This is a genomic window from Enterococcus sp. 12C11_DIV0727, assembly GCF_002148425.2.
GTDB classification, from domain to species: Bacteria; Bacillota; Bacilli; order Lactobacillales; family Enterococcaceae; genus Enterococcus_L; species Enterococcus_L lemimoniae.
Window position 1 is genome coordinate 1,647,277 of sequence record NZ_CP147248.1, and the last position, 20,935, is coordinate 1,668,211.

Annotated in this window: 24 protein-coding genes; 6 read left to right on the plus strand and 18 right to left on the minus strand. The window is 36.6% G+C overall.

Annotated elements, in window-relative coordinates; genetic code table 11:
* Window positions 1-10: 10 nt before the first annotated feature.
* From dhaM to rpiB, 4 genes are all read right to left on the minus strand, one after another.
* Window positions 11-394, minus strand: coding sequence for a dihydroxyacetone kinase phosphoryl donor subunit DhaM (dhaM, locus tag A5866_RS07965; RefSeq protein WP_086278532.1), 384 nt, complete (start codon window positions 392-394; stop codon window positions 11-13).
* A 2-nt stretch (window positions 395-396) separates the two neighbouring features.
* A complete protein-coding gene (locus A5866_RS07970) occupies window positions 397-1,176 on the minus strand; it encodes a triose-phosphate isomerase family protein (RefSeq protein WP_086278531.1) in 780 nt (259 codons plus the stop codon).
* A gap of 69 nt (window positions 1,177-1,245) precedes the next feature.
* Entirely contained in the window at window positions 1,246-1,890 is a 645-nt protein-coding gene (gene fsa, locus A5866_RS07975; protein ID WP_086443869.1) for a fructose-6-phosphate aldolase, read from the minus strand.
* Window positions 1,891-1,916: 26 nt separating this feature from the next.
* On the minus strand, window positions 1,917-2,366 hold the full coding sequence (gene rpiB, locus A5866_RS07980; protein WP_086278529.1) for a ribose 5-phosphate isomerase B: 450 nt from the start codon (window positions 2,364-2,366) through the stop codon (window positions 1,917-1,919).
* Window positions 2,367-2,675: 309 nt separating this feature from the next.
* Between rpiB and A5866_RS07985 the strand changes: the two genes are divergently transcribed.
* A complete protein-coding gene (locus A5866_RS07985; RefSeq protein ID WP_086443868.1) occupies window positions 2,676-3,440 on the plus strand; it encodes a DeoR/GlpR family DNA-binding transcription regulator in 765 nt (254 codons plus the stop codon).
* Window positions 3,441-3,504: 64 nt separating this feature from the next.
* Here the strand turns inward: A5866_RS07985 and A5866_RS07990 are convergent, their stop codons facing one another.
* The 9 genes from A5866_RS07990 to A5866_RS08030 form a co-directional block, all read right to left on the minus strand.
* Complete coding sequence (locus A5866_RS07990; RefSeq protein WP_086278527.1) at window positions 3,505-4,050, minus strand: dihydrofolate reductase family protein; 546 nt, start codon at window positions 4,048-4,050, stop codon at window positions 3,505-3,507.
* 257 nt (window positions 4,051-4,307) lie between these two features.
* Window positions 4,308-4,988 carry a uroporphyrinogen-III synthase gene (locus A5866_RS07995; protein ID WP_086443866.1) on the minus strand — a complete coding sequence of 227 codons (681 nt, stop codon included), beginning with the start codon at window positions 4,986-4,988 and terminating at the stop codon, window positions 4,308-4,310.
* Entirely contained in the window at window positions 4,985-5,893 is a 909-nt protein-coding gene (hemC, locus tag A5866_RS08000; RefSeq protein WP_086443865.1) for a hydroxymethylbilane synthase, read from the minus strand. Before hemC ends, A5866_RS07995 begins: the two co-directional genes overlap by 4 nt.
* A 47-nt stretch (window positions 5,894-5,940) precedes the next feature.
* Complete coding sequence (locus A5866_RS08005) at window positions 5,941-6,726, minus strand: formate/nitrite transporter family protein (RefSeq protein ID WP_086278523.1); 786 nt, start codon at window positions 6,724-6,726, stop codon at window positions 5,941-5,943.
* Window positions 6,727-7,170: 444 nt separating this feature from the next.
* Entirely contained in the window at window positions 7,171-8,151 is a 981-nt protein-coding gene (gene cobA / locus A5866_RS08010) for a uroporphyrinogen-III C-methyltransferase (protein ID WP_086443864.1), read from the minus strand.
* Window positions 8,152-8,153: 2 nt separating this feature from the next.
* On the minus strand, window positions 8,154-8,459 hold the full coding sequence (nirD, locus tag A5866_RS08015) for a nitrite reductase small subunit NirD (protein WP_086443863.1): 306 nt from the start codon (window positions 8,457-8,459) through the stop codon (window positions 8,154-8,156).
* A gap of 2 nt (window positions 8,460-8,461) precedes the next feature.
* On the minus strand, window positions 8,462-10,864 hold the full coding sequence (gene nirB, locus A5866_RS08020; RefSeq protein ID WP_086443862.1) for a nitrite reductase large subunit NirB: 2,403 nt from the start codon (window positions 10,862-10,864) through the stop codon (window positions 8,462-8,464).
* A gap of 226 nt (window positions 10,865-11,090) precedes the next feature.
* A complete protein-coding gene (locus A5866_RS08025) occupies window positions 11,091-11,648 on the minus strand; it encodes an NAD(P)H-dependent oxidoreductase (protein WP_086443861.1) in 558 nt (185 codons plus the stop codon).
* Window positions 11,645-12,085, minus strand: coding sequence for a MerR family transcriptional regulator (locus A5866_RS08030; RefSeq protein WP_086443860.1), 441 nt, complete (start codon window positions 12,083-12,085; stop codon window positions 11,645-11,647). Before A5866_RS08030 ends, A5866_RS08025 begins: the two co-directional genes overlap by 4 nt.
* A 396-nt stretch (window positions 12,086-12,481) precedes the next feature.
* Between A5866_RS08030 and A5866_RS08035 the strand changes: the two genes are divergently transcribed.
* Together A5866_RS08035 and A5866_RS08040 are read left to right on the plus strand one after the other, a co-directional pair.
* Window positions 12,482-13,432, plus strand: coding sequence for an amidase domain-containing protein (locus tag A5866_RS08035; RefSeq protein WP_086278517.1), 951 nt, complete (start codon window positions 12,482-12,484; stop codon window positions 13,430-13,432).
* Window positions 13,433-13,481: 49 nt separating this feature from the next.
* A complete protein-coding gene (locus tag A5866_RS08040; RefSeq protein WP_086443859.1) occupies window positions 13,482-13,868 on the plus strand; it encodes a hypothetical protein in 387 nt (128 codons plus the stop codon).
* Between the two features lie 244 nt (window positions 13,869-14,112).
* On the opposite strand, the gene A5866_RS08045 is transcribed toward A5866_RS08040, so the two are convergent.
* The 5 genes from A5866_RS08045 to A5866_RS08065 form a co-directional block, all read right to left on the minus strand.
* Window positions 14,113-14,544, minus strand: a complete 432-nt coding sequence (locus tag A5866_RS08045) for a precorrin-2 dehydrogenase/sirohydrochlorin ferrochelatase family protein (RefSeq protein ID WP_086278515.1) — start codon at window positions 14,542-14,544, stop codon at window positions 14,113-14,115.
* Window positions 14,532-15,269: a sirohydrochlorin chelatase gene (locus A5866_RS08050; RefSeq protein WP_086443858.1), complete on the minus strand. Its 738-nt coding sequence runs from the start codon at window positions 15,267-15,269 to the stop codon at window positions 14,532-14,534. Before A5866_RS08050 ends, A5866_RS08045 begins: the two co-directional genes overlap by 13 nt.
* A 10-nt stretch (window positions 15,270-15,279) precedes the next feature.
* Window positions 15,280-15,927 (minus strand): response regulator transcription factor, encoded by a 648-nt coding sequence (locus A5866_RS08055; protein ID WP_086278513.1) that lies wholly within the window; start codon window positions 15,925-15,927, stop codon window positions 15,280-15,282.
* 216 nt (window positions 15,928-16,143) lie between these two features.
* Window positions 16,144-17,178 (minus strand): sensor histidine kinase, encoded by a 1,035-nt coding sequence (locus tag A5866_RS08060; RefSeq protein ID WP_254907516.1) that lies wholly within the window; start codon window positions 17,176-17,178, stop codon window positions 16,144-16,146.
* 15 nt (window positions 17,179-17,193) lie between these two features.
* The gene (locus A5866_RS08065; RefSeq protein WP_086278511.1) at window positions 17,194-17,622 is read right to left on the minus strand and encodes a GAF domain-containing protein; all 429 of its coding nucleotides are present in this window, start codon (window positions 17,620-17,622) and stop codon (window positions 17,194-17,196) included.
* Window positions 17,623-17,723: 101 nt separating this feature from the next.
* Between A5866_RS08065 and A5866_RS08070 the strand changes: the two genes are divergently transcribed.
* The 3 genes from A5866_RS08070 to A5866_RS08080 all read left to right on the plus strand — a co-directional run bounded on the left by A5866_RS08070 (window position 17,724) and on the right by A5866_RS08080 (window position 20,637).
* The gene (locus A5866_RS08070; protein ID WP_086278510.1) at window positions 17,724-19,229 is read left to right on the plus strand and encodes an amino acid permease; all 1,506 of its coding nucleotides are present in this window, start codon (window positions 17,724-17,726) and stop codon (window positions 19,227-19,229) included.
* A 117-nt stretch (window positions 19,230-19,346) separates the two neighbouring features.
* Window positions 19,347-20,120 (plus strand): MurR/RpiR family transcriptional regulator, encoded by a 774-nt coding sequence (locus A5866_RS08075; RefSeq protein ID WP_086443856.1) that lies wholly within the window; start codon window positions 19,347-19,349, stop codon window positions 20,118-20,120.
* Between the two features lie 97 nt (window positions 20,121-20,217).
* A complete protein-coding gene (locus A5866_RS08080; protein WP_086443855.1) occupies window positions 20,218-20,637 on the plus strand; it encodes an effector binding domain-containing protein in 420 nt (139 codons plus the stop codon).
* Window positions 20,638-20,935: the final 298 nt, after the last annotated feature.

Here is a 20,935-nt window from a genome sequence, read left to right on the forward strand (position 1 = left end):
TCCTTTTCTTTTATAAATGACTTAACTCTGCAACAACTAATTGTTTGTTTTGTGAAACGGACGCTTGAACAGCAGCAGCAAAAGCACCTTCTACTAATGGACAATCCATGATTTCTACCTTCCCTTTTAATCCATCATCTTCAATCAAATCGATGGCTGTTTCCGAACTCAAAATAGCGCTTCCAATATCGCAGAAAATCAAAATATGGTCGCAATCCTGACAAGCCTCTATATAGTCCATAATCATGACTGAATTCGTTCCTAAGCGTCCATCGCCTGTACCACCTGCTGAAATAACCCTAACGCCCTCTAATTCACCTGTCATTTCTTCAATCATTTCTTTTGTTCCATCTGTAATTTTTTGACTATGAGAGACCAATATTATTCCAAACATCCCTAAACCTCCTTGATCATTTTGACTGTCTTAACGATGTTCGCATAACGTTCAGGATCATGACCAAATCGCCCGACAAAAACTCCATCAACATTTTCATTCGAAACAATCAACTGAACATTTTCTTGTGAAACTGAACCACCATAAATAATACGCATTTTTTGAGCTATTTTATGTGAATAAAGCGTTGTTAAACATTCTCTAATAGCAGCATGAACGGCATGGACGTGAACTGCACTAGCTGCTAGTGTTTTCCCAACTGCCCAAGCTGGCTCATATGCTAAAATAACTTTTTCAGCTTGGTCTTTAGGAACTTGGTTAAGCGCTAAGAATAATTGCTTCATTAATAAATTTTTTATTTCTTGGTAATCGTCACTATGATCCAATTCTCCAATACAAAGAACAGGGGCCACCCCTTTTTCTAAAGCCAATAATACTTTTTGGTTGATCAAGTCATCACTTTCACCAAAAATCGCCCGTCGTTCTATATGTCCTAATTCTACATACGTTCCCTCCATATCCAGTAACGAATCAATCGAGAATTCTCCTGTATATGCACCATAAGCAACAGGGGCCATATTTTGAGCACCTAAACCAATCTTAGAATGCTTAATCATTACTGAAACTGGATAAAGAACACCCATCCCTGGACACATAAATTGCTCCACTTCTTCGACTTGCCCTGTTAACTCAGAAATCCTTTTAGCAAATCGTTGAGCTTCCTTGATCTGATTTTGATACATTTTTAAGCTAATTCCTACGATAGGTTTTCTTTTTGTCATCACTAGCTCCTCCTACCCTTTACTCAGACCTCTTGGAGTAGCAATTATTCCAAGAGGTCAGGTCTTCATTTACTTTGTAAAATTTTCCCAGTCATTCATAAATGCTTTGATTCCAGCATCCGTTAAAGGATGAGACCACAGTTTTGGAAAAATACTTCCAGGAATCGTTGCTATATCTGCTCCTAATTCTGCCACATCTTCGACATGCTTCAAATTTCGAATGCTGGCTGCTATAATTTCAGTAGCATAACCATACTGATCCAGGACATTTCTTAAATTTTTGATTAAAGCTAAGCTATCTGTGCCGATATCATCTAGTCTACCCACAAACGGACTGATAAATGTTGCCCCTGCTTTTGCTGCCATCAATCCTTGTGCAACGGTAAAAACCAACGTCACATTTGTTTGTATATTTTCTTCACTTAAAATATGAACCGCTTTCAATCCTGCTTCTGTCATAGGGATTTTTACAACAACATTGTCGGCCCATTTGGCTATATCTCTAGCTTCTTGGATCATGCCTTGCGTATCTAGTGCGATGATCTCAGCGCTTACAGGACCTTCTACCAGTTCACAAATCTCAACAATGACTTCTTTAAAGTCTCTTCCTTCTTTAGCGATGATTGTTGGATTAGTTGTCACACCATCTACTAAACCAAGCTCATTGATTCTTTTGATTTCTTCAGTATTAGCTGTATCAAGAAAAAATTTCATTTATCCGGCTCCTTTTCTTTGCATTTTTATTTGGCAACTTCTGATTCTTTTTGCATAATTTGATCAATTTTACGTGCAGAATTCCCGCCTTCAAACTTGACAGAAAGATATTCCGAAACAACTTTCTTTGCTACTTCTATTCCAATAACTTTTGAGCCCATTGTAATGATTTGCGCATTGTTACTTAACTGGGCACGTTCTGCAGAATAGGTATCATGACATTGTGCTGCCCTAACCCCTGGAACTTTGTTAGCGGCCATCGCCATGCCAATACCTGTTCCACAAACTAAGATACCTCGTTCAATTTTTCCATCATTAATACCATTTGCTACCTCAAAAGCAATAGAAGGATAATCTACTTCTTCTGGTGAAAAACAGCCAAAATCGATGACTTCTATTCCTAAAGTTTCGATATGTTCTTTTAATTGAGTTTTCATTTCAAATGCATTGTGGTCTGAACCGATCCCGATTTTCATTTTCTCCACCTCTTTCTTTGTATACACTCATATTAACTTTTCACTTTCGTTTTGTCAACTTTTATTTTCGTTTGTTTTCGTTTTTGGTTTAAAAGAGAAATATCGAAAGTATGAAGATACGGTTTCGACACGTGAATATACGTGCAAAAAAGCCTTTTTCAGCAAATCCACCTTATGTATCTTATCAGCAAATAGTTTCGTATTTTCTTAAAAAAACAAAAAAACGAAAGTAAATGGCAGTATATTTGTCATTTCATAGCCAATCCTGTATACTTTAGCTAACAAAAGGAGTTAAGGAGGAAGGTAAAATTGTATACAGACCAACGAAGAGAGAAGATTTTGTCCCTATTACAGGAACAAGAGTCTGTATCTGTTAACGGGTTAACAGAAGTTTTAAATGTCTCACGAGCCACAATTCGCTCTGATCTAAATTATTTAAGTAAAAATAATCTTTTGATTCGTACACATGGTGGAGCAATTCGCAGTAAAGAAGATGAAACACTTAAAATCGACAAAAATTATGATATTCGTAAACAAAAGAATATAGATAAAAAGGCACAAATTGCTAAAAAGGCATTAGCTTATATTCAATCAGGCGAGTGTATTGTGTTAGATGCCAGCTCAACTTGCTATGAACTGGCTAAATTAATCGATCAATCTGATTTAAAATTAACGATTTTGACCAATGGTATTCGTACAGCATCTTTATTGAAGGAAAACTATAATTTGACGGTAATTTTAATTGGTGGCGTTGTTAAAGGTTCATCCAATGCTGTTGAAGGGATTTTGGGTATTGAAATTTTGAAGAAACTAAATATCGATACTTTATTCACCTCAGCTTATGCTATTTCTTCATCCGAAGGTCTATCGGATTTCAATCTTTATGAAGTTGAATTAAAGAAACGCATGGTGGAAATTGCACCACATACGATTGCTTTGATCGACAGCACTAAATTTGAGAAAAAATCTATTGCGACATTTGCAAAATTGAATCAGTTAGAAGTCCTGATCACTGATGACCAATTGTTGCAGGAAGTAAAAAAACATTACGAAAATGATGTTGAAATTTTGTAAAAAAATAACTATTTCGTGTCAGTGAAAGACACGAAATAGTTATTTTTTCTTATAAATTAAAATGTTAAACGATAGACTCTCTTCTTGTATACGTTGTATACACCATATCATTCTTCACATAAACTTGGTCTACCTTCAAATTCACCGGTCCATTGAATTCATTAAATAAACAAATCCCTTTCCCTAAAATCGTCGGAATTGTCGTAAGAATATAAGTATCAATCAAATTTGCTTCGACTAAAGGTGCAATAATACTTGCTCCGCCAACGACCCAAATCGCTTCACCCTCTTGCTCTTTCAATTCTTGAATTAACTCAACAGGTCCTTGACTTGTAAAGAATAGCTTTTCAGTATTTTGATCTGGTTGACTTGTGATAATGTAAGATGATTGCTCTTCATATGGATATTGATCAACCGCCAATTCATTGACTACTTGATCATACGTTGTCCGTCCCATCACTACTGTATCGATCTTTTCCATCAATTCTTGATAACTAGTATCCTCTTCCACTAATTCAATCCCGCCGCCTAAAAAATCAATACTGCCATCTGGTTCAGCGATATACCCATCGACACTTGCTGCAATGTACAAAATAACTTCTCTACTCATTAAAAACCTCCTAATTTAAAAGCGGAACAAATCAGTTAATCCTGTAGAAAATTATGAAATTGACATTGAAACGTTCTTTGTTTCACTGACAATTTATCTATTTTCCTAAGGATTAATTTGTGCAGCTTGGTCAACACCGATAATACTAAAGTATGTATCTTCCTTGAATTATTTATTGTACCCGTTTTATCAATTTCGTCAACCAGTTTGTCTAAAAAAAGAAGTATAGTTGAACTGAAGAGTATTCCTTCTTTCAACTATACTTCTTTTCTTAGTTTTGCTTTGTAACCATCTTTTAGAATAGCTTGTCTTGTTGTTTCACCTAAACAGTATAGCATCGGCATTTCTCTTATCTTAACTTCTTTATAAACGGATAAAAACCGTTGCCATAAGGATGGACTTGCTAAATAAACTGCAGCTATTCTTTCCGTTTGTAATTGCTTTCGTAGTAACTGTTGATTTTCTTTTGGAAAGTCATTATCGTAAAGGATTGGCGTAAATAACCGATGCCCTTTAGCGACTAATTCTGCTTCACCAATGTTATCAGCTAAATTACTTTTGGGATAAAAAATCGTAGTTGGTTCTAAATAACTGGCTGCCCATCTCTCAAATAAGTTCTTTTTAGTTGCACATGGCGCTTGGAATGTTGTCTCTACCTGATTCGCGAAAAGCACCTGAGCAGTCTTCTCACCGATCACAGCAAATTTTTTCATCTCAATCTCTTTTTGACTTATTTGCTGAAAAAAGAACTCCGCTGCATGTTGACTTGTTAAAAAAATCCACTCACTCTGTTTCACCATTATCTCAAATGATTGATCTAAAACTCTTTTTTTCAATTCAATCAATGGAATTTCAACCGTCTCAAATCCTTTTTGCTGAAAATACAAACGATCCTCTTCGTTATCTTCTATCAAACGTGTTAAAAGAATTTTATTCATATTGATTCCTGATTCATTTCAGTTAACAACGTTCTGGCTACTTGCGTTCCAACACCCTCTATTTCTTGAACAGTCACACTTTTAGTGAAGGATTGTTGTAACTCCTTATCTCCTAAAAACCCTGAAAAGCGGTAACCATTTTGCTCTTGACTAGCGAAAGCACCAATAGGAATATCACAATTTCCATTTAACATCGCTAAAAAGTCACGCTCTTCCATAACTAATTTTCTTGTTAATAAATGATCGATTGGTTTTAAAAAATCGTTCATCGCTTGATCTTGGCTACGACACTCTACAGCTAAAGCACCTTGTCCTACCGCTGGAATACATTGCTCACAGGTTAAAATAAGGTAAGGATGGGTGGGTTCTGCAAACCAATCTAAACGTTTTAAACCAGCAACAGCCAACACGATCCCGTCTAAGCTTTGCTCTTCCATCCGCTTCAAACGAGTTCCAACGTTGCCTCGAATCGATTCAACTTGAATACCTTCACGCAAATTTTTCATTTGGAATTCCCGCCGTAAACTACTCGTTCCAATTCTAGCACCAAACGGTAATACTTCCAAAGTATTTACTTCTCGAAAAATCAAACAATCAGCTGGATCACTTCGCTCTGGAATCGCAGCTAGCGTCAATCCATCTGCAACTTTTGCCGGCATATCTTTTAAGCTATGGACCGCAAAGTCAATCGAACCTTTCAACAAAGCTTGTTCTACTTCATTGATAAATAATCCTTTTCCACCGATTTTAGCAAGACTAACAGAAAGCATCTGATCTCCTTTGGTCGTCATCGGAACGATCTCAACTGGAAAATCACCATGAACTTCTTTTAGTAACGCTAACACGATCATTGTTTGTTTCATTGCTAAGGGACTATTTCTGGTACCGACACGGACGGTTTTCATTCTACTTACTTCCTTTTTCTTTTCTTATCTTCTAATCATACTAGATTTCATTTTTTTGACAACTGCCCAGTACCGACTTTATAGGCTAAGAAATAGAGACCAGCTACAAAAAAGCCGCCACCAATAATATTGCCTAAGTAAACACTAACCATATTTTGCCCAAACGCTGACCAAGTATTCCCACCTAAAAGAATCCCCATTGGAATCAAAAACATATTGGCTACAACGTGCTGGAACCCACAAATCACAAAACCCATGATCGGCAGGAAAATCCCTACAATTTTTCCAATAAAATCTTTTGCTGCAAAATTCAAATAAACAGCTGTACTGACTAAAAAGTTACACGCAATACCTGAAAGAAAGCCTTGTAAAAAGGTATCTTTCGTTCTTCCCAGTGAAACTTGGATCGCACGCTCAGCAAAATCACCTTGTAAGGCTCCACTTAAATAACCAAAGAAGTACGCGACAAATAATGAACCAAGCAAATTAAAAATCGTCACGATCACAATATTTCTCAGCCATTCTTTGCCACTGATTTTTCTAGCGAACAATGCCATCGAAACGACCATCATATTCCCTGTAACTAATTCTCCTCCAGCTAATAACAAACAAATCAAGCCAAAAGGAAAAACTGCAGCACCGATCACATTAACAAGTGACCCCCATTCTTTCGGCATCGTTCCCATCGCCCGAATCATTGCAATGCCTGCAACAGCAATAAAAACCCCTGCTAAAAACCCTAATACCGCCAAAGTCAAAAAACTAGCTCGCGCTTTTTGAACCCCTTTTTCAATTGTAACATCAACTATTTCTGGTGGTTGAAGTGAACTCATATTTTACCTCCTAATTTAAAAGCGGAACGGGCTCGTTCAGCTCCGACTGGAAAATAGGAAAAATCGATTGTGGTGCTTTTTACCACAAACTATTTTTATCTTTTTCCCGAGAAGCTAGCCCGTGTAGCTAGATAACTATAAAAGCGGAACAAATCGGCTAATCCTGTAGAAAATTAGGACATTGACATTGAAACGCTCTTTGTTTCACTGACAATTTATCTATTTTCATAAGGATTGATTTGTGCAGCTGGATAATATTAAAAGCGTAGTGGGCTCGTTCAGCCTCGACTGGAAAATAGGAAATTATGACTGAGGTGCTTTTTGCCTCATTCATAATTTATCTTTTTCCCGAGAGGTTAGCCCACGTAGCTGGATAACACATGGTAACAACGTTCCGCTTCGCTGCAACTTGTATCATAATAACTGAATGAAGCAAAAGCCTAGCTAGACAATTTCCTTAATTAAAACATCCCACTCTTTTTCATACATTGTTGCCAATTTTTGATCTAAATACACTACTTCATCAAAATAATGATCACTTAAATATCGCTGATGCACCTCATCAAAGCGCTGATCCCGCTGTTCACCAACTTGAATGGCATAAACATCGGCTCCTTGCTGTGTATAAGTAATAATCGTTTCAAAATCGATTGTTTTTGTATCGATCAACACTATTCTATGTCCAAATAATGGCAATTGTTCAAACCAATCGGCACCATTTCGGCAAGAAACAACCTCTCCTATAATAATCAACGCCGGGTTTTGAATTTGATGCGTTTCAATTGCGTTGATCATCACTTCAACGGTTGTCGTAATCGTACGCTGACGACCTAAGCTGCCCCATTCGATGATTGCCACTGGTAATTCCTTTGAAACCCCTTGTTCTAAAAGCTTTTGCTGTGTACTTGCTACTTGCTCTACACCCATATATAAGCACATTGTACCGTTTTCCGTTAACCCTTTAAAATCCAGCATCTCACCTGCTTGGCGATGAGCGGTTGCTAACGTTACTTTACTGCTATGGTCACGATGCGTAAGCGGAATGCCACTGTAACTGCTAGCAGCTGATGCAGCAGTTACTCCAGGGACGATTTCATAGCTGACGCCTTCACTTTTAAGGGTGGTGATTTCTTCACCAACTCGACCAAAAATACTAGGATCACCGCCTTTCAATCGAACGATAAGCTGATTCTTCCGTCCCTCTTCTAACAATAATTGATTAATATTTTTTTGCTTTAACACATGATTTTTGGGGTACTTCCCACTATAAATAAAGCGTGCTGAATCTTTTGCCAAATAGAGCAAAACTGGATGAACCAGACGATCGTAGATAATCACATCAGCTGATTCCAACACGCGTTTCCCTTTTAATGTTAGTAGTTCTGGATCTCCTGAACCAGCCCCGACAAAATAGACTTTCCCCATCGCTACACCATAATATAAACGAGATCTGCTTCAACAATCGTTTCATAAGAACGAACACAGCCTTCATCTGGTTCTTGTACTTGTCCGTCATTCAAATTGATTTTATAGTCATGCAATGGACAAAAAACATACTCTCCTGAAACCGTTCCTTCAGCTAATGGTCCTTGTTTATGTGGGCAAACATTTTCAATTGCTTTGATACGATCATCACTTAAGCGAAAAACAGCAATTTTTTGCTCTCCAACAATAACTTCTTTCCCCATTCTAGGGGCTAAACTGGCTAATTGACCAACCAAAATTTTCTCCATATTTATACTCTCCCCACTGTATATAATTCTTGGCGTGTTTGGGCATCTTCCACGACTTCATCCCAAGGATTTCCACGACGTCCAGTGACTGCTGTATCTAATGCAGCCAATAATTCTTGGCGTTTTTCTGGATCTAATAAAACATCTTTCACAAGCTCAAAGCCCATACGTTCTATCCACGGAGCCGTTCGTTCAGCATAAATACCCGTTTCACGATAATATTGCAGCATTGCTCCACAAATATCGATGACTTCTTGTTCTGTTTCAACTGTTGTTAGTAAAACTGCTTCCTTGACTTCCGTTCCACCATTACCACCAACATAAATTTGGAACCCATTGTCCACACCAATAATTCCAAAGTCTTTTACTCCGCTTTCTACACAGCTTCTTGGGCAAGCGGATACACCCATTTTAAATTTATGAGGGGTATCGATAAACTCATATCGTTGCTCTAATTTGATTCCTAGTCCCATTGAGTCTTGAGTCCCAAATCGGCAGAAATTTGCGCCAACACAGGTTTTCACTGAACGAACCGCTTTTGCATAAGCTCCCGCTGATTTCATCTCTAACTCTGCCCAAATTTTTGGTAAGTCATCTTTTTTCACGCCGTATAACCCAATCCTTTGGCTACCTGTGACTTTAACCATTGGCACATCATATTTTTCTGCAACTTTGGCAATCAATAGCAATTGTTGAGGATTCGTTTTCCCACCGCGCATTCTTGGTATTACAGAAAATGTACCGTCATTTTGAATATTAGCGTATAGACGTTCATTTACATAACGGGATTCTTTCTCATCTTCGTGTTCTTTAGGCCATGCTACATTTAAATAGAAATTGATCGCAGGTCGGCATTTTGGACACCCTTCTGGATTGCTAAAATTCAGTTCACGATAAACTTCAGTAGAAGAAGTTAACTTTTTCGCATAGATTTGGGTGACAATTTGATCTCTTGTTAAATCAGTACATGCGCAAATCCCAGTTGGTGCAGAAACGACCTCACCACCTAAAGCATAAGCCAAAACATCGCCAATCACTGATTTACATTTTCCACAAGATCCGCCAGCTTTGGTATGTTTGGTCACATCTGCCACTGAGGTCAAGTCTTTTTCATTGATTGCCGTCATGATCGTTCCTTTATCGATTCCGTTACAACCGCAAATTACTTCATCATCCGGCCATTCACTGACATCTGTACTGGCTTCTTCACCCACCATATGCAAAAGAGAAACAGGCGTATATTCTTCAATACTTTCATTTTTCCTCAAAATATTATAATAGCGATTACCTTCACTGGTATCTCCATAAAGAACCACACCAACAACTTGATTCTCTCTAACAAATATCTTTTTATACGTATAATTGATGCCGTCAAATGCTTCGATACTGTTGATTCCTTCTGTTTCTCTGATATTCCCTGCAGAATATAGATCACAGCCAGATACTTTTAACGAAGTAAATGTCGTACTGCCTTGATAAGGTTTCGTTTCTTTGTCGGTTAATACATCTGCCAACACTTTTCCTTGTTCAAATAAGGGCGCAACTAAACCATAAACATTGCCATTATGCTCCGCACATTCTCCAACAGCAAAAACATCTGGGACATTCGTTTTCATAAAGTCATCCACAACAATGCCACGGTTCACTTCGATAGTGGTGGTTCTTGCTAAGGTCGTTTCTGAACGAATCCCGATCGACATTACGACTATGTCTGTTTCAATCGTCGTTCCATCACTAAAAGCTAAACCTGTAACCCGAGTCTCGCCAAGAATTTTTTGTGTCGCTTTTTCCATTAGAAATTTTAATCCTTGTTTTTCTAAATCAGCCTGGAGCATTCTCCCTGCTTTTTCGTCTAATTGCGTTTCCATCAGCCATTTTTCCAAGTGGACAACCGTAACATCCATTCCTTGATCTAGTAATCCTTTGGCCGCCTCTAAACCAAGTAACCCGCCGCCAATCACAACTGCTCGTTGATATTTTTGAGCAGCCTCAAGCATATTTTCAGTATCATCAATTGTTCTAAAGCCAACAACACCGGGTAAATGCGCGCCTTCAACAGGTAAGATAAATGCTCTTGAACCTGTGGCTAGTATGCATTTATCATAAGAAATTTCTTTGCCTGAACTTGTACTGATTGTTTTATTATTTGGATCCATTTTAACTGCTGGATCGTGATTGATCAGTTCTATTTGGTTTTCTTCATACCATTCCAGTGGATTGGTAATAATCTCTGAAACAGTCATTTTCTTTTGTAAGACGTTACTTAACATGATTCGATTATAGTTTGGGTATTTTTCTTCTCCGATGATCGTGATTTGATAGCGATTAGGGTCACGGTCTAAGATTTCTTCGATCGTTCGGACACCAGCCATTCCATTTCCAATTAAGACAAGCTTTTCTTTCATTTTATGTCGATTCTCCTTTTGTGATATTTTGAGCAATCAATTTGATGCTTTGTCTTTTTTAGAATAGCAAGAATGAGAGGGGATGACTATTAGGGAATTGCCTAATAACGATAGAGTTTGGATTCGATTATTTAGGTTATTTCTCAGTAAAAAGTCAACTGTCTTAAACTAAGTAATGCTCTTCTTAGTTATGACAGTTGATCTTTCCGTTTATTAAAACCTGTATTTAAACATTGTTCAGAAATTGTTCTCTTTGATTTTTTGAGGCAGTTTTAACATCAATGTATTTCCATTTTGCTTTTTTTATACCAATATCTTTCAATGTTCCGTTAATAAAAACCGACTTAACATCGTTTCCTTTTATGAATTTTAAGTACCACTTTGGTGCTGTTCCTGTGTTGATGATTGTCGTCTTTTTTATATTAGTGAACAAGCCTTTTAAGCTCAGTCCTGAATCATCATAAGCAATATTTTTTAACATCACTTTATCAAAAAAACCTTTAACGATCGCTGGAAATTCGTACCACCAAGTAGGGGCTATAATAAATAATTCTTCTGTTTCCCCTAACATCTTTTGATATTGAAGGACCAGTGGATCCGTTGTTTGACCTTTAGAAAATAAAGCCAAATCTTTTTCGGAAAAAACTGGATTGAACTGCTCTTTATTTAAATCAATTAATTGATATTTTTTTTGCTCGTTTTTTAAACGCTTAATTACCTTATCCAAAATTGCTTGATTGTAACTGCCCTTCCATGGATGAGCATAAATGATCGTTGTTTTCATCGTGATTCTCCTAACGTAGATTGTTTGATTTCTTGATAAATAGTACTAATTTTGCTGTTGATTTCTGTTTCATACTGCCCATATTCTTTTGCAACAATTTTGGGTTTTAACTCTTTGATCAAGCTTAAAACCATCTGTTCATGTTTGATTTTTTGTTTGATTTCAATTTCTTTTTCTGTTAATAACTGATTGGATCGTTGACTGCAATCATCACTTTCCGGGAATTTCAAGAAAGCCAATAATTCTTTGATTTCTGCGATTGAAAAGCCTACATGCTTCATTACAACTAGGTATTCTAGTAAGATTTTATCTTCTTCATCAAACACACGATACCCATTTTCTTGACGAGTTCCTATTACAATTCCTTGGCGTTCATAGTATCTAATAGTCGAAAGTGAGATATTCATTTCTCTTTCAACATCTTTTATCTTATACATTAAAACTCACTCCTTTTTTTACGTTCTCAAGGCATCTTAACATTGCACCTAAGAACGATGTCAACAAAAAAGCCACTTCGCTAAAATAAGCGAAGTAGACTGGTACATATCAAAGCTGCTCATCTTTTTTCAAGAACACTGATCAACTATTGTCTTAATTTTTTTGTGGATTTTGGATCTTTCCCATAAGAAGATAACGCTATCAAATAATCCTGAGATTCGATCGTACTCATATTATAAAAATCACCACCAACATATTAACTTAGCATAAGTTCAAGTTACGTTTAAGAAAATTAAATAAAACTTTTGAAAAAAAATAGATTGCATTCTTATTTCAAACCCTTTATTATTTATAGTACAAATTGTACTGATAATACACAGAAGGAAAGTTATTGTATGAAAAAATTTATTTTAGGGTTAGTAATTTGTTGTTCAATCGGGTTTGGAGCAAGCGTAGTTTATGCGGATGAGGTTGTTAGTGAAGTTAATTCTGGTATGGATATGACACTTGGTGAAATTGAAGATGTTTTAATGGCCTATTTAAAAGAGCAAGGATTAGACTACTCACTTCATTCCAAAGAGCTTTCTGACTATCTATATGATCAATTAACTAGTTCAAGTGATCAAGAGCTAACTAAATTAGACGAATATGATAATATATTAGCTTATGCAGCTGAATATATATATTTAGAAACACTTCCTGAAGAAGATGGGAAAATCTCAACGATTGAAGAGTCGTATGATATGACATTAGCTGATGTTAAAGAAATTGTTGATGAAGAAAATTTAGAGTCTGCACAAACAGCTTCTGAGCAAGAAAATAGTGGACCAAGAATTTCACCTCGTGGAGTCTGGTCAAATAACCATGTCTCTAATTATGCAAGAACTTTTGGAACGCGACCAAATCCAGCATACAATAATTATGATGGCAGAGGTGGAGATTGTACAAATTTTGCTTCACAAGCACTTAGAGCTGGCGGAGCGAAAGATGGAATAACAGGATATCCAGGTTACATTGACTGGTCAAGTAAAAGAACTAGCCAAGGATTAAAAGATTCTGCTGCGTGGATAAATGCAGATGCGTTTAGACAATACTGGCAAGTAAAAGGGCGTAGTGTACGAAGATATTCAAATAGAAATGATGTGAATAAAAATGCCCAGCTTGGAGATATTTTGAATTATGCAAATAAAAAAACTGGTAGATCTTGGCATAATGCTGTAGTAACGGATAAACTGAACGGAAACATTTATATTAGTCAACATAGTACAAACAGAACTAATTGGAATTGGAATAGTATATCTTTGAGCTTAAACGATAATTATGTTTATATTATTAGAGCCATTTAAATTATTTATTAAATGATTCAACCAAATATTGAAATTAAGGAAAATGTCTATGAATCGTGCAAAATGGATACTGCTATTACTTCCACTTTTATATTTAACGTCTTGTTTTTATTCAATAGATAAGAATATAGGAGAATCAAGTGAATATTCAAAAGAAGAAATAGAAGATGCTGTAGCTGTAGTGGAAAATAATTATAAAGAGTTTTTGACTGTTGGTAGACCTATAACTTTAATTTTTGATCAAGAGATCTCCGACAGAGTTCTTAAAGACTATTCTGATGACTATAAAAAAGAGCTAATTGTTCTAAGTTCTGATATTAGAACTAAATTAGTTTCAGGTGCACTCTCTCCATTATCAATCTATAAAGATTATTATTGGATTTTAGAAAAAGATAAAAATAGTTGGAGAATTATTCAAGGAAATTTTTTGAATTAACTGTCGATGTCATTATCTAGTTGTAATTGAAATGAGCCTGGGACATAACACAAAAAGTTATGTTTCAGGCTCTTATTATCCGAATAAAAGGATCATTCGGCAAATCAAGCTGTTTTGTTCAACTGCAGTACGAGGGGTACTAGGAATGGGAAAGTGAATAATTAATAATGCTTGAGTGATTGCTCAGCTCAAAATGACGAACTGTATCAAAAGGGACAGAACTTGATAACCTATCGTTTATTTTTTATTCTTCTAATAACAGTTTGAATTGATCTTTCTTCTTTTTTAGAGCTGCTGGATCTTTCCCATAAGAAGACAACGCAATCAAATAATCCTGAGATTCGATCGTACTCATATTATAAAAATCACTGTTTTCTTTCTTACTACAGTCATTGACCCATTGAGCTTCTGATGCATCGTTTACGATTTTCTGATTGATGGCTTTGGAATTTGTGCAAGCAAAAATTAGATGGGCTTCTTTGATATACTCAGCCATGTAGGTTGCTTTAATCAGCTTTATATTTTCTAATTCATTGAATTCCTCTAAAAAAATTGGTGCAACAAGTGTTACTTGTCCTTTAGCGTTTAAAATCGCAATGGTTTTTCGTAATGCGATTCGGCCACCGCCGATGATCACGATTCTCTTGCCTGTTAAATCAAGCATTACTGGATACATGTAATAGCCCCTTTCACAATTCCTTCTAAATCTACTAAAATTCGTGAATCAAATTCCAGTGTTCTTGAGAGGATAAAATCCGTTTTGGGGAACGCTTCGTTAAGTTTATTTTTCATGATCGTAATCAAATGTCCATCGAATAAAAAGAAAGGAACAATCACTATTTTTTGATCCGTTGATACTTGTTTTTTGATATCTTCTAAGTAGTCTTCCTGCCCTTTCAAACTTGTTGGGATAATGGAAAAACCGACTTGTTGTTGGATTTCGGCTGCAATCTCCGTTAATACTTGTTGTGGTTCATCCGTTTGTTTTGTACCATGCGCGACTAAAATTCCTACTAGTTGTTCATCTGGATACGCCGCCTCTATTTCTTGGAATCGTTCCAACAATACTTGACGGCTACCACTTTTACTGCCGAAGGTTTCTGTTTGCTTGAATTGAACATCTGGATATTGCTCTTTGACTGCTTCAAGTTCATTCGGGATATCCACTAAAGCATGTTTCGCTGCAAATAATAAGACTGGTACAATGATTAATTTAGTGACACCATTTTTGATCATTTTTTCGGCAACAATAGGAATCGTGTCCGAATGGTTTTCTAGAAAAGCTGTTGCTTGGTAAAGTGCTGGATCAATTTTTGTTTCTAATTGCTTAATAAACGCCGTCGCTGCCTGATTTTTTTCGGCTTTTTGACTGCCATGAAATACATAAAGAACTCCGATCATCTTTCTCACCTCATAAATCGATTAGTTGATGTTTCATACTATACTGCAATAATTCGCTAAACGTTTCAAACTCTAATTTTTTCATCACATGAGACTTATGCACTTCGACGGTTTTAACAGAAATGAATAGGCGCTCGGCAATTTCTTTATTGCTGTATCCTAGGGCCACTAAGGGTAAAACTTCCCGTTCTCTTTTAGAGAGACGTTCATATTTTGCATCATTTTCTACTGTATCCTTGTTGTTAAGCCAAGTTTCACTATCGTACTCGCCAAACAAAGGATCGATTGCAATCTGCCCATTGATGACTTGTTGAATCGCTTCTAACAAAACAGTATCTTGGGAACTTTTCAGGATATAACCTTTAGCTCCATATTCTAAAGCTGTGCGGACATATTCTTCTTCATCATGCATACTTAAAATGATTGTCTTTACACCTGGAAAATGCTCTTTAATACGACGAGTTGTCTGAAGCCCATTTTCTCCAGGCGGCATTCGCATATCCATCAGCACAACATCAACAGGATATTTTTCAAGAAGTAAAAAAGCCTCTGTACCATCTGCTGCATCTCCAACAACTGTGATATTTTTTTGACTTTCCAGTAATAAACGCAGGCCACTTCTAACCACTGCATGATCATCTGCTATTATAATATTCATCTTACCACCTCCTAATTTAAAAGCGGAACAAATCGGTTAATCCTGTAGAAAATCAGGAAATTGACATTGAAACGCTTTTTGTCTCACTCCATTTTTAGCTTTTTCCAGAAAGGCTAGCCCGCGTAGCTAGATAACAATTAAAGCGTAGCGAGCTCATCCAGCTCTGACAGAAAAATAGGAAAATATGTTTGTGACGCTTTTTGCCACAGGCGGATTTTATCTTTTTTCCGAAGAGCTAGCCCGCTTAGCTAGATAAGACATTGGCAAATGCAACGTCACCGTAGTTCCTTCCATTTCTTCTGATTGAATCCCTAAATGACCACCGATTGATTCAGCTCGTTCTTGCATATGTAAAAGCCCCAATCCATGGCTATGTCCATTTACTTTTTGAAGATCAAATCCTTTACCATGATCCCGAACAGTTAGTACTAAGTGATTTTCTTGTTCACTTAACGTTACCCACAATTCATTCACATCAGCATGTTTCACACTATTCATGACACTTTCTTGTAATACACGATACGTAATGACTTCTATACTTTCTACAAATCGTTTATTTTCAATCATCGGAATAAAATGAATCTCTACACCTGTTGCTTCTGTTAAGCGATGTAATAAGGCCTCGATTGCTGGAATCAAGCCTAGATCATCCAACGCTGCTGGCCGCAAATCAACAGCGAGTTGTTTCACTTCTCCCAACAATGCAACAAAATCTTCATCGATTTTTTGTAGTTTTGATGGTAACTCCGCCAATTGTTCACACCATTTTAACTGTCGCGTTTCCAACATCAAACTATAAATACTTTGGGCTATTCCATCATGCAATTCTTGGGAAATTGCTCGACGTTCGTTTTCATGTGCTTGGTTGACGTACTCGATCAACCGTTTATTTTGAATTACCTGTTGCAAACGATTTTGAACAGCTACTCGACGAATACTCAATAACGCCATTTTGTGATCGATCATCGTATAACTACCACTGAATTGTTCTTGCTCTCCTGCTTTATTTTCTAGAACAAATGGAAATGCGGCTTGGTCCCAATCCGATCTGACCTCACAATCTAAGCATTTTTCCATGGTAGAATGAAGCATACAGCCTTCACCTCTAGCAATTTCCAAAATTTTTTCTAAAGGAAATGGGTAAGCAGCTTCTAATTCAGCGGCTGCTTTATTTCGTTTGATACAGTTATTTTCCTTGATTAAAAATAGGCTATCTTTTGCTTCTTCAAATAATCTTTCCATTCCATTCATTTCCATCTTCTTCACCTATAAATAAACAGCTAGTTCATTTGTTTTGTCTTTAGCAGCACTCAAAAAATCTTCAGTAACACTGGTTTTCTCTCTAAAACCAAGTAATAATACACCTTTTACTTCACCTGATTTCAACACTGGAAAAGCAGCAATCGTTTCTAGTTTTTCCATTCGTGTGATGGGCAGTTCCACTAATTTTTCTGGTTGTTTTTGTAAAGCTGTTGCTTGATACGGTCGACCTGTTCGCCAAACGATTCCGCCGATACCTTTGCCAACTTGCAAACGAATTTTTTTGTAATTTTGGTTGGTATTTCCCGCTACGTAATTCCAACGAATCACACGAATTTTAGTGCGTTCGTTTATAGTAGAAAGAGCTAATGCGACAAAATCCACCTTTAAGTCTGCTTTGATTTGATCGATTGCTTGTTGCATCTGATCCGTCATTTGACTACTCCTATTCCCTAATTTTTAATAAAAAGCTTGTTTTCTGCTGACTCTTCTCTTATTCTTAAGCCAACATCATCTTATTTTAGAAGGATTTTTTTATGAAAACAACTACTACTTTTAGTCCCAAACGTTTAGTCATGATTATTACGATGACTGTTTTTTCTTTTTCTAGCATGACCACCGCTTTTTTCTTGATGGGAATCAAGGCTTTTCCGTATTTTATCGGTGCCGCTCTTTTCTATTTTATTCCCTACGCTATTATTATAGCAGAATTTACAGGTGTATATAAAAATCATATTGGCGGATTGTATCAGTGGCTTTCCGGTCACCTTTCAGAAAAGGTGGCTTTTATTGCAGCTTTCTTATGGTATTGCAGTTATTTTATTTGGATGATCAGTTTGTTTATGAAACTGTGGATCCCTTCATCTATTTTAGTTTTCGGTCAAGATTTAACGAAAAAAAGCACTTCTTCTTATTTTTCAACACCGATCTTGATTGGTTTGTTATCAATTTTAGCCGTTTCTATTACTTTATTTTTTGTCAGCAGAGGATTTCAAGGGATTGCTGCTGTATTATACCTAAGCGGCATTCTAATGACACTTCTAATCATTGTCAGCTTGGGGAGTAATCTCTGGTTGTGGATCAATGATCATACAGCAATTTTGCCAAATCTTATCGCCAGTTTTAAAGGGGGGCAAGGAAATGCTGCCTCAGGTCAAACGTTGCTTGAGCAGTTAGCCTTTTTGATTTTTGCTATTACAGCGTTTGGAGGATTAGATACGATCGCAAGCCTAGTAGATAAAACCGGCAAACAAAAAAAGAAATTTCCAAAACTATTGATCATCAGTAGTATTTTAGTCGTCGTTTGTTATTTTTTAGGTATCCTTTTATGGAGTGGTGGTACCGATTTAGCTCGTTTAAAGGAAAATGGCAGCATTCACTTAGGGAATTTGATGTATGAGTTAATGGAAAGCTTAGGCTATTCAGTTGGTCGTTCTTTCGCACTAAGTCCAGACCATGCGCAGTGGCTAGCCCAACTTTTCATTCGCTTTACTGCACTAACACTACTGCTTTCTTATATCAGTTTACTCTCAACTATTTTTTATCTTCCGATTCGCACATTGGTTGAAGGAACGCCAAAACATTATTGGCATCCACTTTTAAAACAAAAAAATAAACATGAGATGCCCATTTATGCTTTGCTTATTCAAGGTATTTTGATTAGTTTATTTATTTTAGGCATCAGTTTTGGTAGTCATTATGTTGTTTTTTTATATAATCAATTGACATTGATGACCAACATTTCTCGAGCGATCCCTTACTTACTCGTTGCCCTAGCTTACCCAGCATTTAAGCAAAAGCAATTAGAACAAGAGTCTTCATCCGGTTTGATTCAATCGAAAAGGATAGCTTCATGGATCAGTCTCAGCGTCATCGCCAGTATTGGTTTAGCGATTGGCTTTCAACTGTATCACCCCATCTCACAAGGAAATTGGCTGCAAAGTGTCACTTTAGTGATTGGCCCCTTGTTGTTTACGTTGATCGGTTATTTACTTTATCAGCGATTTCATCGAAAAAATAAAAAAGAATTGGCAGATATCTAAATAAACTATAGTAATAACAAGCGAAATAACAGCCTTTCCTGTACAATGTAAAGTGAGCAACTTTCTGATTCTTCTCGAAAAGGAGAAACAGTTATCTTTTGTACAGGAGGGATTTTTTTGTTTGATTTAGAAAAGGTTCAATCATTGAATGAGCTAGAAATGATCGTTTACCAATATATCTTAGAACATATGAACAGTGTTCCTAAATTAACGATTCGTCAACTTTCCGCCGATTGCCATGTTTCAACTTCAACGATTTTACGTTTTTGTTCCAAAATGGGGTTTGATGGTTTTTCCGAATTAAAATATGCCTTGAAAAAGGAAGATGAGCAACAGCAGCAATCTTTCGAGCAATATTACGATGCTACGATCCATGTCGATTCTTTTTTAAAGCGTCTTAATCAACAAACTTATTATGAAACACTAAAACCTGCGATCACAATGATTGCATCTGCACGCCATATTGTTTTCTCAGGTATTGGCACTAGTGGGATTTTAGGAACTTACGGTAGCCGCTATTTCGCAAACATGGGGATCAATGCTTATAGTATCGGTGATCCATTCACACCAATTCCTCAAAGAGGGTTTGAAAATACGTTAGCAATCATTCTGTCTGTTTCAGGAGAAACCACAGAAGTAATCAAACAAGTAACTGATTTTAAGCGATCTGGTGCCAAAATTATAAGTATCACTAATGATGAACATTCTACGATTGCTCGGTTAGCGGACTATAACATTTCTTATTATATGCCAGATGAACGGTCTGTTTACGCTGATCCTTATATCAATATCACCACACAAATCCCAGTTATCGCAATGATCGAACTATTAGCCCATCAAGCAAGTAAAGAATTTGCAGCCAATAACAGCCAACAACAAGACGTTGAATAAATACGCGCTGAAACTTTGGGAAAATTGCTATGGTTTCTTCAAATGGTCTATCCTATTTTTTAGGCACGGCGACTTAGTTAAAAAGGAGTGATGATCAATGACATTTACCATTGAACAGTTAAATAATGAAATTATTACTGGAAAACAATATAAATTTGCCATCCCCAAAACTGCCGAGGATTTCGTTGAAGTAAATACTCAAAAACAAGAAATCTTCGCTGACGAACCCAACAATATCCGAGCACTCATTATCAATGATCCAGATGAAAGTAATGGTACCTATAAATATTTTATTGAACATAGCGAAGGGAACCGAACAGTTGAATTATCAGGTGGTGCTTATGCCGTCTTCACAGGGCATTGGAAAACCCTAGCTGATCTTGATCATTTTATTGGAGCCTGTTATGGTGAACTAGCTCAATCAGCTGAATACAAGATCAATGGCACCAACAATCTCCAGCTGATCGATTTTGAACAAGGGGAAATCATTTTGAAACTACCTGCGAGCCAACATTAAAACTAAGATGTAGAAGTAAATCAACATTGATTTACTTCTACATTTTTTTCTGGATGTTTTTTTACGTGGTACATGTTTCTCAACAGCTTCCAGCTATTTTAAATTCGTATAAATTATCTTATAGTAAATATGTAAACGTATTCATTAGGTTGAAAAAGTGACTAGGACATAAATCTGTGAGTCATATCCTAGTCACTTGGAATCCGGATAAACGGTGGGATCAGAAGCAACTCCTTCGGAAATAAGCTGAAATTGCTGTAAAACACAACAAGGAACGAGTTGATGTTGCACAGTACCT

What these genes read in the sequence shown, in the direction of transcription:
- dhaM (WP_086278532.1), bottom strand. Translation starts at nt 394, where the DNA reads ATGTTTGGAATAATATTGGTCTCTCATAGTCAAAAAATTACAGATGGA.
- A5866_RS07970 (WP_086278531.1), bottom strand. Translation starts at nt 1,176, where the DNA reads ATGACAAAAAGAAAACCTATCGTAGGAATTAGCTTAAAAATGTATCAA.
- fsa (WP_086443869.1), bottom strand. Translation starts at nt 1,890, where the DNA reads ATGAAATTTTTTCTTGATACAGCTAATACTGAAGAAATCAAAAGAATC.
- rpiB (WP_086278529.1), bottom strand. Translation starts at nt 2,366, where the DNA reads ATGAAAATCGGGATCGGTTCAGACCACAATGCATTTGAAATGAAAACT.
- A5866_RS07990 (WP_086278527.1), bottom strand. Translation starts at nt 4,050, where the DNA reads ATGAGTAGAGAAGTTATTTTGTACATTGCAGCAAGTGTCGATGGGTAT.
- A5866_RS07995 (WP_086443866.1), bottom strand. Translation starts at nt 4,988, where the DNA reads ATGAATAAAATTCTTTTAACACGTTTGATAGAAGATAACGAAGAGGAT.
- hemC (WP_086443865.1), bottom strand. Translation starts at nt 5,893, where the DNA reads ATGAAAACCGTCCGTGTCGGTACCAGAAATAGTCCCTTAGCAATGAAA.
- A5866_RS08005 (WP_086278523.1), bottom strand. Translation starts at nt 6,726, where the DNA reads ATGAGTTCACTTCAACCACCAGAAATAGTTGATGTTACAATTGAAAAA.
- cobA (WP_086443864.1), bottom strand. Translation starts at nt 8,151, where the DNA reads ATGGGGAAAGTCTATTTTGTCGGGGCTGGTTCAGGAGATCCAGAACTA.
- nirD (WP_086443863.1), bottom strand. Translation starts at nt 8,459, where the DNA reads ATGGAGAAAATTTTGGTTGGTCAATTAGCCAGTTTAGCCCCTAGAATG.
- nirB (WP_086443862.1), bottom strand. Translation starts at nt 10,864, where the DNA reads ATGAAAGAAAAGCTTGTCTTAATTGGAAATGGAATGGCTGGTGTCCGA.
- A5866_RS08025 (WP_086443861.1), bottom strand. Translation starts at nt 11,648, where the DNA reads ATGAAAACAACGATCATTTATGCTCATCCATGGAAGGGCAGTTACAAT.
- A5866_RS08030 (WP_086443860.1), bottom strand. Translation starts at nt 12,085, where the DNA reads ATGTATAAGATAAAAGATGTTGAAAGAGAAATGAATATCTCACTTTCG.
- A5866_RS08035 (WP_086278517.1), top strand. Translation starts at nt 12,482, where the DNA reads ATGAAAAAATTTATTTTAGGGTTAGTAATTTGTTGTTCAATCGGGTTT.
- A5866_RS08040 (WP_086443859.1), top strand. Translation starts at nt 13,482, where the DNA reads ATGAATCGTGCAAAATGGATACTGCTATTACTTCCACTTTTATATTTA.
- A5866_RS08045 (WP_086278515.1), bottom strand. Translation starts at nt 14,544, where the DNA reads ATGTATCCAGTAATGCTTGATTTAACAGGCAAGAGAATCGTGATCATC.
- A5866_RS08050 (WP_086443858.1), bottom strand. Translation starts at nt 15,269, where the DNA reads ATGATCGGAGTTCTTTATGTATTTCATGGCAGTCAAAAAGCCGAAAAA.
- A5866_RS08055 (WP_086278513.1), bottom strand. Translation starts at nt 15,927, where the DNA reads ATGAATATTATAATAGCAGATGATCATGCAGTGGTTAGAAGTGGCCTG.
- A5866_RS08060 (WP_254907516.1), bottom strand. Translation starts at nt 17,178, where the DNA reads ATGAATGGAATGGAAAGATTATTTGAAGAAGCAAAAGATAGCCTATTT.
- A5866_RS08065 (WP_086278511.1), bottom strand. Translation starts at nt 17,622, where the DNA reads ATGACGGATCAGATGCAACAAGCAATCGATCAAATCAAAGCAGACTTA.
- A5866_RS08070 (WP_086278510.1), top strand. Translation starts at nt 17,724, where the DNA reads ATGAAAACAACTACTACTTTTAGTCCCAAACGTTTAGTCATGATTATT.
- A5866_RS08080 (WP_086443855.1), top strand. Translation starts at nt 20,218, where the DNA reads ATGACATTTACCATTGAACAGTTAAATAATGAAATTATTACTGGAAAA.